This is a genomic window from Citrobacter sp. HN-141 (assembly GCF_033341895.1).
GTDB lineage: Bacteria > Pseudomonadota > Gammaproteobacteria > Enterobacterales > Enterobacteriaceae > Citrobacter.
The window spans coordinates 322,938-336,324 of record NZ_JAWPBF010000002.1 but is presented as its reverse complement, the minus strand read 5'-3'; the positions used below and the strand labels follow the sequence as shown (position 1 = coordinate 336,324).

At 50.3% G+C, this 13,387-nt stretch carries 14 protein-coding genes; 7 read left to right on the top strand and 7 right to left on the bottom strand.

Annotated features, from left to right (window positions below):
* Positions 1-6 precede the first annotated feature (6 nt).
* The 4 genes from fimW to fimZ all read left to right on the top strand — a co-directional run bounded on the left by fimW (position 7) and on the right by fimZ (position 3,464).
* Complete coding sequence (fimW, locus tag RYZ59_RS04510; protein ID WP_318044726.1) at positions 7-600, top strand: fimbria biosynthesis transcriptional regulator FimW; 594 nt, start codon at positions 7-9, stop codon at positions 598-600.
* Between the two features lie 167 nt (positions 601-767).
* On the top strand, positions 768-1,496 hold the full coding sequence (locus RYZ59_RS04505) for an EAL domain-containing protein (protein WP_318044727.1): 729 nt from the start codon (positions 768-770) through the stop codon (positions 1,494-1,496).
* Between the two features lie 23 nt (positions 1,497-1,519).
* Complete coding sequence (locus RYZ59_RS04500) at positions 1,520-2,242, top strand: fimbria biosynthesis regulator FimY (protein WP_318045201.1); 723 nt, start codon at positions 1,520-1,522, stop codon at positions 2,240-2,242.
* A gap of 589 nt (positions 2,243-2,831) precedes the next feature.
* Complete coding sequence (gene fimZ / locus RYZ59_RS04495; RefSeq protein ID WP_005122050.1) at positions 2,832-3,464, top strand: fimbria biosynthesis transcriptional regulator FimZ; 633 nt, start codon at positions 2,832-2,834, stop codon at positions 3,462-3,464.
* A 50-nt stretch (positions 3,465-3,514) separates the two neighbouring features.
* On the opposite strand, the gene sfmF is transcribed toward fimZ, so the two are convergent.
* From sfmF to fimA, 6 genes are all read right to left on the bottom strand, one after another.
* The gene (sfmF, locus tag RYZ59_RS04490; RefSeq protein WP_318044728.1) at positions 3,515-4,033 is read right to left on the bottom strand and encodes a fimbria assembly protein; all 519 of its coding nucleotides are present in this window, start codon (positions 4,031-4,033) and stop codon (positions 3,515-3,517) included.
* Between the two features lie 10 nt (positions 4,034-4,043).
* Entirely contained in the window at positions 4,044-5,051 is a 1,008-nt protein-coding gene (gene fimH, locus RYZ59_RS04485; protein ID WP_137384701.1) for a type 1 fimbria D-mannose specific adhesin FimH, read from the bottom strand.
* A gap of 4 nt (positions 5,052-5,055) precedes the next feature.
* On the bottom strand, positions 5,056-7,677 hold the full coding sequence (locus RYZ59_RS04480) for a fimbrial biogenesis usher protein (RefSeq protein ID WP_318044729.1): 2,622 nt from the start codon (positions 7,675-7,677) through the stop codon (positions 5,056-5,058).
* Positions 7,678-7,684: 7 nt separating this feature from the next.
* The gene (gene fimC, locus RYZ59_RS04475) at positions 7,685-8,377 is read right to left on the bottom strand and encodes a type 1 fimbria chaperone FimC (RefSeq protein ID WP_005122054.1); all 693 of its coding nucleotides are present in this window, start codon (positions 8,375-8,377) and stop codon (positions 7,685-7,687) included.
* Positions 8,378-8,418: 41 nt separating this feature from the next.
* Complete coding sequence (fimI, locus tag RYZ59_RS04470; RefSeq protein ID WP_318045204.1) at positions 8,419-8,952, bottom strand: type 1 fimbrial protein subunit FimI; 534 nt, start codon at positions 8,950-8,952, stop codon at positions 8,419-8,421.
* A 76-nt stretch (positions 8,953-9,028) separates the two neighbouring features.
* The gene (gene fimA / locus RYZ59_RS04465; RefSeq protein WP_005122056.1) at positions 9,029-9,583 is read right to left on the bottom strand and encodes a type 1 fimbrial major subunit FimA; all 555 of its coding nucleotides are present in this window, start codon (positions 9,581-9,583) and stop codon (positions 9,029-9,031) included.
* 574 nt (positions 9,584-10,157) lie between these two features.
* On the opposite strand from fimA, the gene folD reads away from it, so the two are divergent.
* From folD to RYZ59_RS04450, 3 genes are all read left to right on the top strand, one after another.
* Positions 10,158-11,024, top strand: a complete 867-nt coding sequence (gene folD, locus RYZ59_RS04460) for a bifunctional methylenetetrahydrofolate dehydrogenase/methenyltetrahydrofolate cyclohydrolase FolD (protein WP_137384577.1) — start codon at positions 10,158-10,160, stop codon at positions 11,022-11,024.
* Position 11,025: 1 nt separating this feature from the next.
* Positions 11,026-11,238, top strand: a complete 213-nt coding sequence (gene ybcJ, locus RYZ59_RS04455) for a ribosome-associated protein YbcJ (protein ID WP_318044731.1) — start codon at positions 11,026-11,028, stop codon at positions 11,236-11,238.
* 122 nt (positions 11,239-11,360) lie between these two features.
* Positions 11,361-11,885, top strand: coding sequence for a metal-dependent hydrolase (locus tag RYZ59_RS04450; RefSeq protein WP_318044733.1), 525 nt, complete (start codon positions 11,361-11,363; stop codon positions 11,883-11,885).
* A gap of 90 nt (positions 11,886-11,975) precedes the next feature.
* Here the strand turns inward: RYZ59_RS04450 and cysS are convergent, their stop codons facing one another.
* Positions 11,976-13,361 (bottom strand): cysteine--tRNA ligase, encoded by a 1,386-nt coding sequence (gene cysS / locus RYZ59_RS04445; protein ID WP_318044734.1) that lies wholly within the window; start codon positions 13,359-13,361, stop codon positions 11,976-11,978.
* Between the last annotated feature and the right edge of the window lie 26 nt (positions 13,362-13,387).

Below are 13,387 nucleotides of genomic sequence, written 5' to 3'. Positions count from 1 at the left end.
TCGTCAATGTTAAGTATCGCTATCAAGGAAGAAAATAGTCATTTCGAACATGGGCTGAAAATCATCATCTCCCGCCTGGCAAATCAGTGGCATCAGGACATCTGCTTTTTACCTACCGAAGATATCGATCGCGCAGACATCGCCTTTATTTCGCTGGATGACGATTGGCTCAGTGCAGGATGTTATCAGGTTCCCGTCCACACCAGACGCCAGCATCGGGTTATCATCTGCAACGGAGGCGATACAGATAAGCTGATGTTTCGCCCCTGCCTGTATATGCTGCCGCTGATCTATCGGGAAGATAATGTGGAAGCGATAACCCAAAAATTGATCCTGATTCTGCAAAAACGCGCGCTCCGCCACAGTGTGCCAGCAACCATCTGCCATTACTGTACTACCCGCAACTTTTCGGTGGAGGAACGCCAGTTCTTAATGCTACTTGCCAGCGGTAACACGCTCGCTGAAACAGCACATCTTCTCTCCATCAGCGATATCCAGGCCAGAGCAACTCGCCGCCGTATTATGAAAAAGCTGGATGTGAAAAATGATCAGCAATTTTTAAGGTATATCAGGGCACACCTGAGTTTTCTGCAACAGTAGAGTGAGTCTTGCTGTCGGACATTTTATTGAGAAATGTCTCATCATCAATTAAGTATCGGCACCTACTGTACCTAACCGCATGCTGCCAGAATACCCTATGTATATTATTTCCGGGGAAACAAATAGACATACTCGGTAATATTTGCTCTGACGCCAGGGGGGATATCGTGGCACCGAGCCTGTTATTATGGAATGATAAATCTGAGTACTCTGTCTTTACCACCAAAAACAGCGATGCAGAACCCCTGCAATTCGCACTTAAATTCGAGCCCATTGTCGATTTGTCTACCGCGTTGAGATACGGTTGTGAGGTCCTCACACATCTTCCCGCAAATATAAACAGTGAACAATATTTTCACCAACTGTCGGTTCAGCATCGACAGCATCTGTTTTATCAGCAAATTGACAAAATTAAGTGCTACCAACAGGGGATGCGCTACTCATTGAATTTACCGATGCAAGCCTTTCTGAGTTGGCCGCTATTCCATTCCCTGATTACGCCCTCTCCGTCCAGCTTGATTATCGAAATACAAGATCCAAATACGTTTTATTCTTTAAGTACACCCCAGCGGGCAATCATCTACGGCGTAATTCAACATCTTGAAGACCATGGTATCCCAATATGGCTGGATGATGTCAATGAGCAACTGCTGGGCACATTCACCGCAGCCAACTGGCATTTGTCAGGGGTGAAGTTAGATAAAAATACGTTCTGGACACTCAGCCATGTGCCAGAAAGACTCCGCCAGGTTATTCAAATGGGGCGCGCAATCGCCAGCCTGGTGGTAGTTGAAGGAATTGAAACACAACAACAGCAGGAAATTGCCCTGCGCGCTGGCGCAAATTTGGGTCAGGGATATTTGTGGCCAGCCATTTATCCAGAGCAGGCGCTATAGATACGGACAGGGAAAAAGGAAGGATGCGCAGTGTAAAACGCCGGGAACGGCATCGCCGTTTACGAAACGCCCACTGTACCTGGCAATATGATCACTGTGCACCGCAGGAATTTGACAGAATTGAGTATCTGGCTCAAAAACTTGATTACACATTACCGGGCGACACAATATCTCAAGCGATTATCACAACCGACAGCTATCTCGGCTACACGCTAAATCGCTATTTATTTTCGGGTACACATACGGCCATCTTCCAGACGATTGAATCGGCCCTGCCGCTGTTGAAAGAGTCTGAAGCTAGTCAGTTAGTGATTGATATGGATGGTGCATCACGCTCATATTTCGATGTTCTGGAATATCTTCGCCGACTCATTAAAGAACAGGATAACATTCAAATTTTCATATTACTTCCCAGTCGCCACGAAGCGCTCAGGTACTTTATTGCGATGGCTGGGCCATTCTATATCCTGCCGCGCCGTCAGCGCCTCCCGGAGATGCGCCATGCTTTATTATCGATGAAGCCGGATCATATTCATTCCGGGCACATAAATCAGGCTGACTGGGAGATGATCTCATTACTGTCACAAGGTAAATCATTAAAGCAGATTGCTCTGCTGCAGGCTCAACCCTATCACCGCGTTATCTATCGCTTGAACCAACTGATCACGCAACTGGGGTTGCCACATCGCCAACGTTTTTTGCATCTGATACATCGCCTGAGCGTTACCTCTCCCCATTTAATTTAACACCCTAACCCTCTGTGATATAAGAATTTATAGGAAATTACTTATTTTCAACTGAGAAAACGAATGTGATTTTTACAAACATTTAATATTTACAACTATTCCTGGTATTATATGTCGCGCAGGTATCCTGCTTTAGCTGACAGATTCAGTACATTTCGACAAAAAAGAATTGCCTCGTCTCCTTAACAAAACCTAAACAATTAGCCCATTGTGTCGTTTTTACTATTTAAAAAATTTTTTCAATCTGCCATAATTCAAACAGCAGGAGATTAATATCAATAGTCATTACCATGCCCTGATCTTTCAGGATATCCTAACAGACATTATGAACTTACGTGCTGTAAGCCTTTTCCGAAAGTGCAGAGCAGGTATAATCCTCACTGTTTTCTGATTAATTGTAAGTTTTCCCTGGTGTGAAATGGATATTCCACAAACTCATTGTTCTGACGTAGAACAGCCGAATAAACAAGGATGACATAATATTTATTCGGCTCTTCTTCCAGAGCAATCCTTGGCTATTTGACAATATTATAACGCCTGATGTTTTATCAAAATCGCAAGATACACAAACAGTTTGAGGCATACAACAATGAAACCAGCATCCGTTATCATTATGGACGAACACCCTATTGTCAGAATGTCGATAGAAGTACTGCTCGAAAAGAATAGTAATATTCAGGTTGTTCTGGAAACCGATGACAGCCGTGCAGCAATAGATCATCTGCGGACCTATCCAGTCGATCTGGTCATTCTGGATATTGAACTACCTGGCTCCGATGGGTTTACATTACTCAAGAGAATAAAATCTCTGCAGGAAAAAACCCGGGTGCTGTTTCTATCCTCAAAGTCTGAATCGTTTTATGCCGGACGGGCAATCCGCGCCGGTGCCAATGGTTTCGTCAGCAAACGAAAGGATCTCAATGATATCTATAACGCGGTGAAAATGATTTTATCAGGATATTCATTTTTCCCTTCAGATACGCTTAATTTTATTAATAATATCAATATACGCAAAGGTGTGCTGAATGACATGCCGTTATCGAATCGCGAGGTTACAGTTTTACGTTATCTGGCAAATGGGTTATCTAATAAAGAGATTGCTGAGCAACTTTTATTGAGTAATAAAACAATCAGTGCTCACAAAGCTAACATCTATTCCAAGCTCGGACTACATACCATTGTTGAGCTAATCGATTATGCAAAGATGCATGAATTAATGTGATCGCCCTCCCGGCGCGGCGTCGTTCGGGAGGGCGTTATCAGCGCATGATGTCAATTGTAGTTAATCATAAAGATAGCATCTGCTTTCGCGATCCCCGGTTGAACGCCCTCTGCCAGCGCAATATAGTTGGCAAAAAAAGTCAGCATAGCATTGCCATTTTCATCAATGTTTACTGTCTGGCTGGCTTGTTCAAGCGGTAATCGCGTACGGTCACTATCGTGCAATTCAATCGCGACCTTTTGTGCCATCACGGCATCGTCCAGCGCCAATAACGTGGTACCCGCTGCCGGCGTGCCGGAAAAGGTTATCGAGGCCGACCCCGGCGGGCAGCCTTCAAGTTTCAAGGTGAAGGGAACCGGTTGGGTCGTATCCCCGGTAGTCTTTAATTGTTTTGTCGGCCAGGTACCTAGTTCAACCAACTTATTGTTGTCACTGGCAATAACCGCGCAGGTGAAGTCCACGATATTACCGTGCAGTTCGATATTAATCTCACCCAGCGAGGTATCCGCCTGACATAGCGAACTGGCTGACACTGCGGATATCAATACGAAAAGTGCACGACGTCTCATTGTTCTCGGCTTATTCATAATCAACTCGCAGATAGCCACGGGCGGTGAAAGGCCCTTCCGCTGGTTTATTGCCCGTCACGCTGACTGGCCATGCTCTAATGCCAACCCGTGCGGCAGCGTTATCATCCAACTGAAAGGGAATGGTGCTGGACAGATTGTTGGGGGTCAGCGGTTTACCGCTGCTGTCAGCCACGATAAAACCTAAATCGGGGTTGTCCGATATCATCATTTGCCCGGACGCTTTTTCGGCCTCGACCCGCATGGTCAGATAAGCTTGTGCCGCAACGTTAGTGCACTTTATGGCGACCGTTTTCGTTTGCGTATTGATACCTTCGGGCCGGTTACCGGCCCCCGCCTTACTGAACAACGAGGCACCAATATCGCCAAAATCAAACTCCACGATTTGCCCGGCATTCACCTCGCAGTTTTGTGGAACTTCCACCTTGCCGCTGTAGCTTATGGTGTAAACCGGCGTACTCAGCGCATCTCCCGTGCTGGTAGTGACATAGACACTGAACATCGTCTGTCGCGGGATCGGCACCATGTTGATAAATGAGCGAATCACTTTTAATTTAAACACCAGCTTCGAATCCATCACGCCAAAAGGCTGCTGTTTGGAAACGTTTGGGTGATTCCCCATGCGGATGTAATTACGTGGAGGATAAAACAACCCGGCGTAGCTGTCGGTGATACTCATGGCCCCCAACAGGTAATCATTGAGTTTCAGATACTGAAAGTTATTTTCCGTACTTTGCACGGGGAGTTCGGTCACATAACTTCGGTAGGTGTAATTCACCGTCGTCCCTGCCGGGCAGGTTGCATTCACCCCGACCCAGCCTGACTTTTCAGGCAATGTCACTACCTGTCCCGGTTGGTTATTGCTGCTGTTAAAAACATTCGACAGATCGTAATAAACGTCCGTTGGCGTTCCGTTCGAGTTATGGCAGACCTTCGCCCATGATGTATTAGCTATAAGCAGTAAAGCGCTTCCCAGTAGCAAACCGGTTTGTCGTTTCATCATATTATCCCTGTCGTGCCGACGGTCGTTGGCACGTCACGTTGGTGAGCGTTACGGCCTGTTTCAGGCTCTCTTCAGGCAAGGTGTAGTGCGCTTCACAGCGTGCATTTGCGCCTTCCCCCCATTGGATCAGCAAGTTGCCGTTGAGCGGCAGACCACTCAGATAAATTTGTCCATCTTCACCGACCATGCTGGTGACGCCGCTCGTGGTTTCGCGTACCACCGACCCAAATGGCACCGGTTTTCCATCCCGGTTAACCGTGATAAGCGCCCGCACGCCAATGCGTGTATCAAACGCCGCACGTACCAGTGCCCCCTGCGTTGGCACAACGCTGCTAACGTTATTTTCCACATCGGTGTTGTTATTCATTGAATTGGTATCCAGCGCGACGCGGTTGTAGCGATAAACGGTGGCATACGGCATGACCGCGTAGCCACGCCAGTCAGTCTGCACGCCGGTCTGGTTTTCTATCCGCACCCCCTGGGCACCTGGTGCTTTTATCAGTACGTTGGTATCGCCCAGTGGTTGGCTGAGCGTAATGCCGTCCGCATGTCCGATGACGCCACCGGAGAGTTGCCAGTTATAGTCATGCTGGTCACGGTCATAGTTGTAACCCACGCCCAGCGTGCCATAGGCCGCTTGCCAGTTCGCGTTGGCGCTCCCGCTGTACCCGTTGGAGCTGCTGCGCCCCTGATTAACGCTGTAGCTGAGATTGCGCCCCTCTAACAGCGTGCCGCCAATACCGCTTTGCCAGCTGTTTTGTCCATTGCTGTTACGGTTCGCATTAAACGTGGCATAGGTGCGATCGAGTGCGTTATCACGCGAGTAGCGCCGCCCGGTCAGCAGACTGAACGGTACGGACACATTGAAGGCCAGGATGCGGTCGGTATCGGCGATCCCGACCGATTCATTCCATGACCAGGAGAGTGAATAGCTAATCCCCTGCCAGCCGCTGGCATACCCCAACTGGTACCAGGTATTGGTATCTGAGGTGTTCCAGTACGTTTGCTGGCTACCCGAAACATACAGTGAACCGTAATCGCCAAGGTTCTGCGAAATGTTGATCTGAAAACGGCCCTTTTTGCTGTAGCTCAGATTGTGATAGCTCTTCACCTGTGGAACATCGTGGCGATTCCCTTCGCTGTCATATTCGTACTCGTAACCTTCCATACTGCGATACGCCACATCATCGAGGGTATAAAACCCGCGCGTCGAATAGCGGTACCCCAACAACTGGAAGTTGGTACCGAAGTTGTTCAGTGATTTTGCATACAGGAAACGCAGCGATTGCCCCTGATGCGTACTGTCATCCGCCAGTTGGCTACGGGCATGCGTTAAATCGACAGAGACGGCTCCCCAGTCACCCAGGTTGCGGCCGGTGCCTAACACCAGCGCGGTGTAGCGTGACGCTAACTGCGTGCCGCCATACGCGGTGTAACCTTCTGGTAGCCCGGCGATTAACGTTCCCTGGAAAAAGAATGGCGAAGACTGCTGGCTATTACCGCTACGAAAATCCCCGGCGACAACGTCATATTTGAAACGCCCTTCACGCTGCAGCAGAGGTACCGTGGAATACGGCACCGTATAGCGCTGTTGACTGCCGTCCTTCTCATCCACCGTTACGTCCAGGTCACCACTCGACGAGGTGGGGTTAAGATCGGTTATCGAAAAAGCGCCTGGCGAAACATAGCTTTGATAAATCACGTAGCCATTCTGGCGAATCGTCAGTTTCGCTGCGGTACGCGCAATCCCACGGACGGTTGGCGCGTAGCCCTGTAAACTGTCGGGATACATGCTGTCAGACGAATAGAGACGCGCACCACGAAAACCGATGCTGTCAAAAACGTCGTTGCCAGTGTTACTGTCACCCATCACCAGCTCACCCTTCAGCGGAATAATCGCACGCTGAAGCCATGTGCCAATATTTTTCCAGCTTTGCGAATGGTAGCCGTCACCTTTCGAGTAGTTCCATGCACCGTTATTCCTCAGCCGCCATGGGCCATAGTTCAGGCCGCTTAACATGCTTAAGAAATAGCTGTCGGTATCGCTGCCGCGGCTGCCGGTAAAGCTGTAGTTAACCAGCGCCGCCGGAATACCCTCATCCCACTCCTCTGGTGGAATATAACCACGTGCGCTGTTCAACATTGAGGCTTGCGGCAGGCTGACATTTAAGCGCAGCGTAGAAAAATCGAAGGCAATTTCGCTACCAGGAATCGCCTCTGGCAAATTAATACAGCTATTGTTCGCATCCTGACTGAGTGCCGGAAACGCAGTAATATTGACGCCGAGGCGTTTAACCCAGTCGAGATCAAAGCACGGCATCAGCCCGCCGGATTTTTCTCCGGCTTTCCCCGCGCTGGTGGCGAAAAGAATATCCTGGGTGGACACAAACTCGTCATTGCGCCAAATATCCACACGATAAACGCCTGCAGGCTGGTGATTTCCTTTTTCAAAACGAGACAAATCCGCCACGGTAGCGGTATCCGCAGATAAAAATGCCGGATTGAAATAGCTTTCACCGTGGCTAAAAGAGGGAAAGATCGCGGCCAGCGTGGACAACGCCACCCCCGCCAGCGGTGGCGTAACCCCCGGTAACAGGCCAGGAAAATACGTTGTCTTATTCATCGTTTTCTCAACGCACGCTAACCGTTTTAGCGGTGGTTACTGCGCCATAATCGTTCACCGTCTGGAATGTAACGTTTCCCTGAACACCCGTCGGCAACAGGACCTGCGTGTCATTTTTTGGCGCAACCATGACGTTATCAATCTTCGTATTTCCGACATTGAGATTGACCAGCGTGACGTAATACGCTGACGGGTTGGTGATTTTCAGGTGGTTGCCGGTACGGGAAAACTGCAGCATGCCTGGTGCATCTTCCGCGATTTGTGGCAGATTATTTGGGCGGACAAAAAGTTTGATACGCGACAAAATCGCCAGTTGCAGAACGTTTTTTCCCTCAAGACTGTTTTTATTGACCGACGGAATAGCCTTCACATTCATCCAGAACAGCGATTCACGGTCTTTGGGCAGCGGCTCGCCCGCGTAGATGATACGCAGCGTATTTTCGCTTTTAGGCTCACTGACAAACAGCGGCGGTGTGACCACAAACGATTTATCTTTGACGCCTGCGCTGTTCTCTATCCATGAATTAATCAGGAAACGTTCTTTGGTATCACTATTACTAATGGCGAGGGACGTTTGTTTAGCCTCGGCAGGATAAATAACACGAGTTGCACCTAATGCAATTCCTCCAGATGCCTGCACACTGGTGGCAGAAAATAAGGCCAGTAAAATGATAAAGCCTGATTTTAGATAATTAAACATAGCTACAAATACCTTTGGCGTGATTATCGTTAGGAAATAAATCAGGGATACACCAACGTAAACCACACATCTGAACGAAGCGTTCCCGGCGTTATATATTCCGAGACTGCCCGATAGCGCGCAGTGAAATGAAACGTCATCTCTTGCGTTAAAATCGGGGCATAATGAAGCGGCTGCGCGTTCGGAATTATTTGTCGCTGTCGCTCATCAAATAACGCCAAACCAATACCCGAAGCCGCAGACGCATCGCCGCTGGCAAGAAAGACCTGTGGATCTTCGGCTGGCGTAACGCCCGCAAAGGCAATCCCCACGTGGTCATAAACATCAGCACTGCACGACGTCAAGCGCAGCGAAAACGGTACGCTGGTAGAGGCAAAGCTTCCCGTCCCGGAGAACGCGTTAGTGCGGTACTGCCCCATTTGCACCCGTAAACTCTGGCTGTCCGTGGCAACCGTACAGGCACCATTAACCAGTTGCCCACGTAAATGAAGACAGCCACTTTCCAGTATCACGGTGTGTGCAAACGCCGGCATTACGCAGACCATTCCCGCCAGCGCTACGCCTTTCCCTATCATCTGCCACATCCTTCATCATCCCCGGATAGTGCCTCATCCCATGAGGCGGTAGTCTTCCCTGCGAGAATCAAACGGCTTATTCGTACTTCATGATGAAGGTCGCATCCGCATTTGCCTGACCCGGCGTGGCGCTGGTTGCTGTGGCTTTATAACGCGCGGAGAAACGCAGGGTGTTGGTACCTTCCACCAGCGCCTGAGCGGTTGAGAAGGTCGCGCCATCTGGCTTCAGTGCGGTGGAGGTGTTGTCCAGGATTTCGATCCCTACGCCGCCCGCTGTGGTGCTGTTATCCGAGGAGGAGAGAGCCAACAAGCTGTTGTTGGTAAGATCCGTCTGGCCCGAGAAAGCAACAGCAGCAGTCGCAGCAACTTTCGGGTCACAGTCGTTCAGCACGATGGAGAACGGAATTTGCGCCGTGGTGTCACCGACAGCGGTGAAGCTGGCAGTACGATATTGGCCTAATGTGACAACCTGGTCGGCTGACTGAGTGCTCACTGCACAGGCTGCATTGACCAGTTCACCTTCAAAGTGAACCGTACCGCCGCTCACGCTTACCGGATCTGCCGCCACCGCTGCGCCCGCCATTAACATCATGCTGGCAAAAACAGAAGAGGTCATTAATTTACGTTTCATGGATTTCCCTTGAATTACACACATCCGGCGCCAGCGTCCTGCGGGCTCCGTTTGAATCATTATCGACATTAAATGTCAGGCAAATTATCTCTGCATCCTGTAAAGATATATATCGAGAGAGAATTAGCGAAACGTGTACCCCCACTCTCCTGAGTATTTGATTCACTAATTAATCTTCACGAATATGACTATTCGTCACAGGGATAAATTAAACATTTCAATTAATGAAAAATACCTGTAATTCCTTTTAATACCCCTGGCTTATTCTTATTGGACTCTAAGAAAATTCCGGGTGGAAATGAGGCAAAAACATCCATATCAAGACGTAACAGTCTGGTTTCTGAGATATTACCCATGAAAACTTCAGGGTGATGAGTTGTTTCATTTAGGTTAAGTTTCATTAGCATGCTTATGAATCACGCGCCAACGTCCAACACCTGCTGCCGCGCTCACGGGCTACGCGAAACACGCCACCGCACGTAAAAACGCAAACGAAAACTGACAGCACGCCCCGCTTCTGACAAAATAGTCACATCCCCTTCGACTTAACGTAACAGACGGAATCCTCTCTCTGATGGCAGCAAAGATTATTGACGGTAAAACGATTGCGCAGCAGGTGCGCTCTGAGGTTGCTCAAAAAGTTCAGGCGCGTTTAGCGGCTGGATTACGCGCCCCAGGACTGGCTGTTGTGCTGGTAGGTAGCAACCCGGCTTCGCAGATTTACGTGGCAAGTAAACGCAAAGCCTGCGACGAAGTGGGGTTTGTCTCCCGCTCCTATGACCTGCCTGAAACCACCAGCGAGGCGGAGCTTCTTGAGCTGATCGATACGCTCAATGCAGATGCCACCATCGATGGTATCCTGGTACAACTGCCGTTGCCGGCGGGCATCGACAACGTCAAAGTTCTGGAGCGTATTGCGCCGGACAAAGACGTCGACGGTTTCCATCCGTATAACGTCGGCCGTCTGTGCCAACGCGCACCGCGCCTGCGTCCATGTACTCCACGCGGTATCGTGACCCTGCTTGAACGCTACAACATCGACACTTATGGCCTGAACGCCGTGGTGATTGGCGCTTCCAATATTGTCGGTCGCCCGATGAGCATGGAGTTGCTGCTGGCGGGTTGCACCACCACGGTCACCCACCGATTCACGAAGGATCTGCGTCGCCACGTCGAGCACGCCGACTTGCTGATTGTTGCCGTTGGCAAACCTGGTTTTATTCCGGGTGAGTGGATCAAAGAAGGTGCAATTGTGATTGATGTCGGCATCAACCGTCTGGAGAATGGTAAGGTTGTTGGTGATGTGGTCTTTGAGGATGCTGCCGCACGTGCGTCGTATATTACGCCGGTGCCGGGTGGCGTAGGCCCGATGACGGTCGCCACGCTTATCGAAAACACGCTGCAGGCGTGTGTTGAATATCATGATGTAAAGGACGTTTAAGATGGCCACATTTTCACTGGGTAAACACCCTCACGTTGAACTCTGCGATTTGCTGAAGCTGGAAGGCTGGAGCGAAAGCGGCGCCCAGGCAAAAATTGCTATTGGCGAAGGGTTAGTGAAGGTCGACGGTGTTGTTGAAACGCGCAAGCGCTGCAAAATCGTTGCCGGACAGACCGTTAGCTTTGAAGGACACAGCATTAACGTCATCGAGTGATCCCAGATGCCGGATGACGGTTTGCACCTTATCCGGCCACATCCCCCATTTTCAGATAATGACTTCATCCCCACTTCACCGTGGCCTGTTAGCATGCTGTTTTTTCACCCGAAGCGATCATCATGCCAACTATTGTTACCCACGCTGCCGTTCCACTCTGTTTAGGGTTAGGTCTCGGACTTAAAGTCATCCCCGCGCGATTACTGTTTACCGGCATCGCTCTGGCGATGCTGCCAGACGCTGACGTCTTATCATTTAAGCTCGGCGTTGCTTACGGTAACGTCTTCGGCCATCGCGGATTTACCCACTCGTTGCTGTTCGCCTTTGTCGTGCCGCTACTTTGCGTATTGATTGGCCGACGATGGTTTAAGGCTGGACTAATACGCTGCTGGTTATTTTTGACGGTGTCGTTGCTGTCGCACAGCCTGCTGGATTCGGTAACCACCGGAGGGAAAGGCGTTGGCTGGCTGTGGCCGTGGTCAGATGAACGCTTCTTTGCACCGTGGCAGGTGATTAAGGTCGCGCCGTTTGCGCTGTCGCGCTACGCCACGCCGTACGGGCACCAGGTGATACTTTCGGAATTGATGTGGGTATGGCTACCGGGAGCCGTCATGATGGGTGTGCTGTGGTGGTATCGAAAATATTAATCTGCCGGATGCGACGCGCTGCGTCTTATCCGGCCTACACTCGCTCTTTTGTGGGCCCGGTAAGCGTAGGCGCCACCGGGCATTACAGAGTTACTTACGGCGCCAGGTGGTGCCCTGCGGGCCGTCTTCCAGCACGATGCCCATCTCGTTGAGACGGTCACGCGCAGCGTCAGCTGCCGCCCAGTCTTTCGCCTTACGTGCATCCAGACGCTGTTGGATTAACGCTTCAATTTCAGCAACTTCACCGTCATCCGCTTGCGCACCGCTTTGCAGGAACGCTTCTGGATTCTGTTCCAGCAAGCCCAGTACGCTGGACAGCTTACGCAGATGCGCAGCCATGCCGTTAGCCGCCGCCATATCTTCACCCTTCAGGCGGTTAACTTCACGCGCCATATCAAACAGCACCGAGTAGGCTTCTGGGGTGTTGAAGTCATCGTCCATCGCTTCAATAAAGCGAGCTTCAAAGGCTTCGCCCCCCGCAGGAGCAACGGACTTGTCAGTGCCGCGCAGCGCGGTATACAAGCGCTCCAGCGCTGAGCGAGCCTGCTTCAGGTTCTCTTCGCTGTAGTTCAGTTGGCTACGATAATGGCCAGACATCAGGAAATAGCGAATGGTTTCGGCGTCATAATATTTCAGCACGTCGCGAACGGTGAAGAAGTTGCCCAGTGATTTGGACATTTTCTCACGGTCAACCATCACCATCCCGGAGTGCATCCAGTAATTGACGTACTCACCGTCATGCGCACAGGTGGACTGCGCGATTTCGTTTTCATGGTGCGGGAACATCAGGTCAGAGCCGCCGCCGTGAATATCGAAATGGTTACCCAGTTGCTTGCAGTTCATCGCAGAACATTCAATGTGCCAGCCCGGACGGCCTGCGCCCCACGGAGATGGCCAGCTCGGCTCCCCCTCTTTGGACATCTTCCACAGCACGAAGTCCATCGGGTTACGCTTCACATCAACCACATCAACACGCGCACCCGCCTGCAGCTGATCCAGGTCCTGACGTGACAACTGACCGTAATTCGGGTCGGTCGGTACGTCGAACATGACATCGCCGTTATCGGCAACGTAAGCGTGGCCTTTGGCAATCAGCTGTTCGGTGATTTCAATAATCTCAGGGATATGATGCGTAGCACGCGGTTCAAGATCCGGACGCAGAATATTCAGCGCATCGAAATCGTTATGCATTTCCGCAATCATGCGATCAACCAGCGCCACAAAGCTCTCGCCATTTTCATTAGCGCGCTTAATGATTTTGTCGTCGATATCGGTAATGTTGCGCACATACTTCAGCTTGTAGCCGAGGAAGCGCAGATAACGGGCAACAACGTCGAAAGAAACAAAGGTACGCCCGTGTCCAATATGACAGAGATCGTAAACGGTAATACCACACACGTACATGCCGACTTCCCCGGCATGAATGGGTTTGAATTCCTCTTTTTGGCGCGTCAGTGTATTAAAGATTTTTAACATCGAAGATTCCGTGTAGACGTGTGTGG

What these genes read in the sequence shown, in the direction of transcription:
- fimW (WP_318044726.1), top strand. Translation starts at nt 7, where the DNA reads ATGTTAAGTATCGCTATCAAGGAAGAAAATAGTCATTTCGAACATGGG.
- RYZ59_RS04500 (WP_318045201.1), top strand. Translation starts at nt 1,520, where the DNA reads ATGCGCAGTGTAAAACGCCGGGAACGGCATCGCCGTTTACGAAACGCC.
- fimZ (WP_005122050.1), top strand. Translation starts at nt 2,832, where the DNA reads ATGAAACCAGCATCCGTTATCATTATGGACGAACACCCTATTGTCAGA.
- sfmF (WP_318044728.1), bottom strand. Translation starts at nt 4,033, where the DNA reads ATGAGACGTCGTGCACTTTTCGTATTGATATCCGCAGTGTCAGCCAGT.
- fimH (WP_137384701.1), bottom strand. Translation starts at nt 5,051, where the DNA reads ATGAAACGACAAACCGGTTTGCTACTGGGAAGCGCTTTACTGCTTATA.
- RYZ59_RS04480 (WP_318044729.1), bottom strand. Translation starts at nt 7,677, where the DNA reads ATGAATAAGACAACGTATTTTCCTGGCCTGTTACCGGGGGTTACGCCA.
- fimC (WP_005122054.1), bottom strand. Translation starts at nt 8,377, where the DNA reads ATGTTTAATTATCTAAAATCAGGCTTTATCATTTTACTGGCCTTATTT.
- fimI (WP_318045204.1), bottom strand. Translation starts at nt 8,952, where the DNA reads ATGATAGGGAAAGGCGTAGCGCTGGCGGGAATGGTCTGCGTAATGCCG.
- fimA (WP_005122056.1), bottom strand. Translation starts at nt 9,583, where the DNA reads ATGAAACGTAAATTAATGACCTCTTCTGTTTTTGCCAGCATGATGTTA.
- folD (WP_137384577.1), top strand. Translation starts at nt 10,158, where the DNA reads ATGGCAGCAAAGATTATTGACGGTAAAACGATTGCGCAGCAGGTGCGC.
- ybcJ (WP_318044731.1), top strand. Translation starts at nt 11,026, where the DNA reads ATGGCCACATTTTCACTGGGTAAACACCCTCACGTTGAACTCTGCGAT.
- RYZ59_RS04450 (WP_318044733.1), top strand. Translation starts at nt 11,361, where the DNA reads ATGCCAACTATTGTTACCCACGCTGCCGTTCCACTCTGTTTAGGGTTA.
- cysS (WP_318044734.1), bottom strand. Translation starts at nt 13,361, where the DNA reads ATGTTAAAAATCTTTAATACACTGACGCGCCAAAAAGAGGAATTCAAA.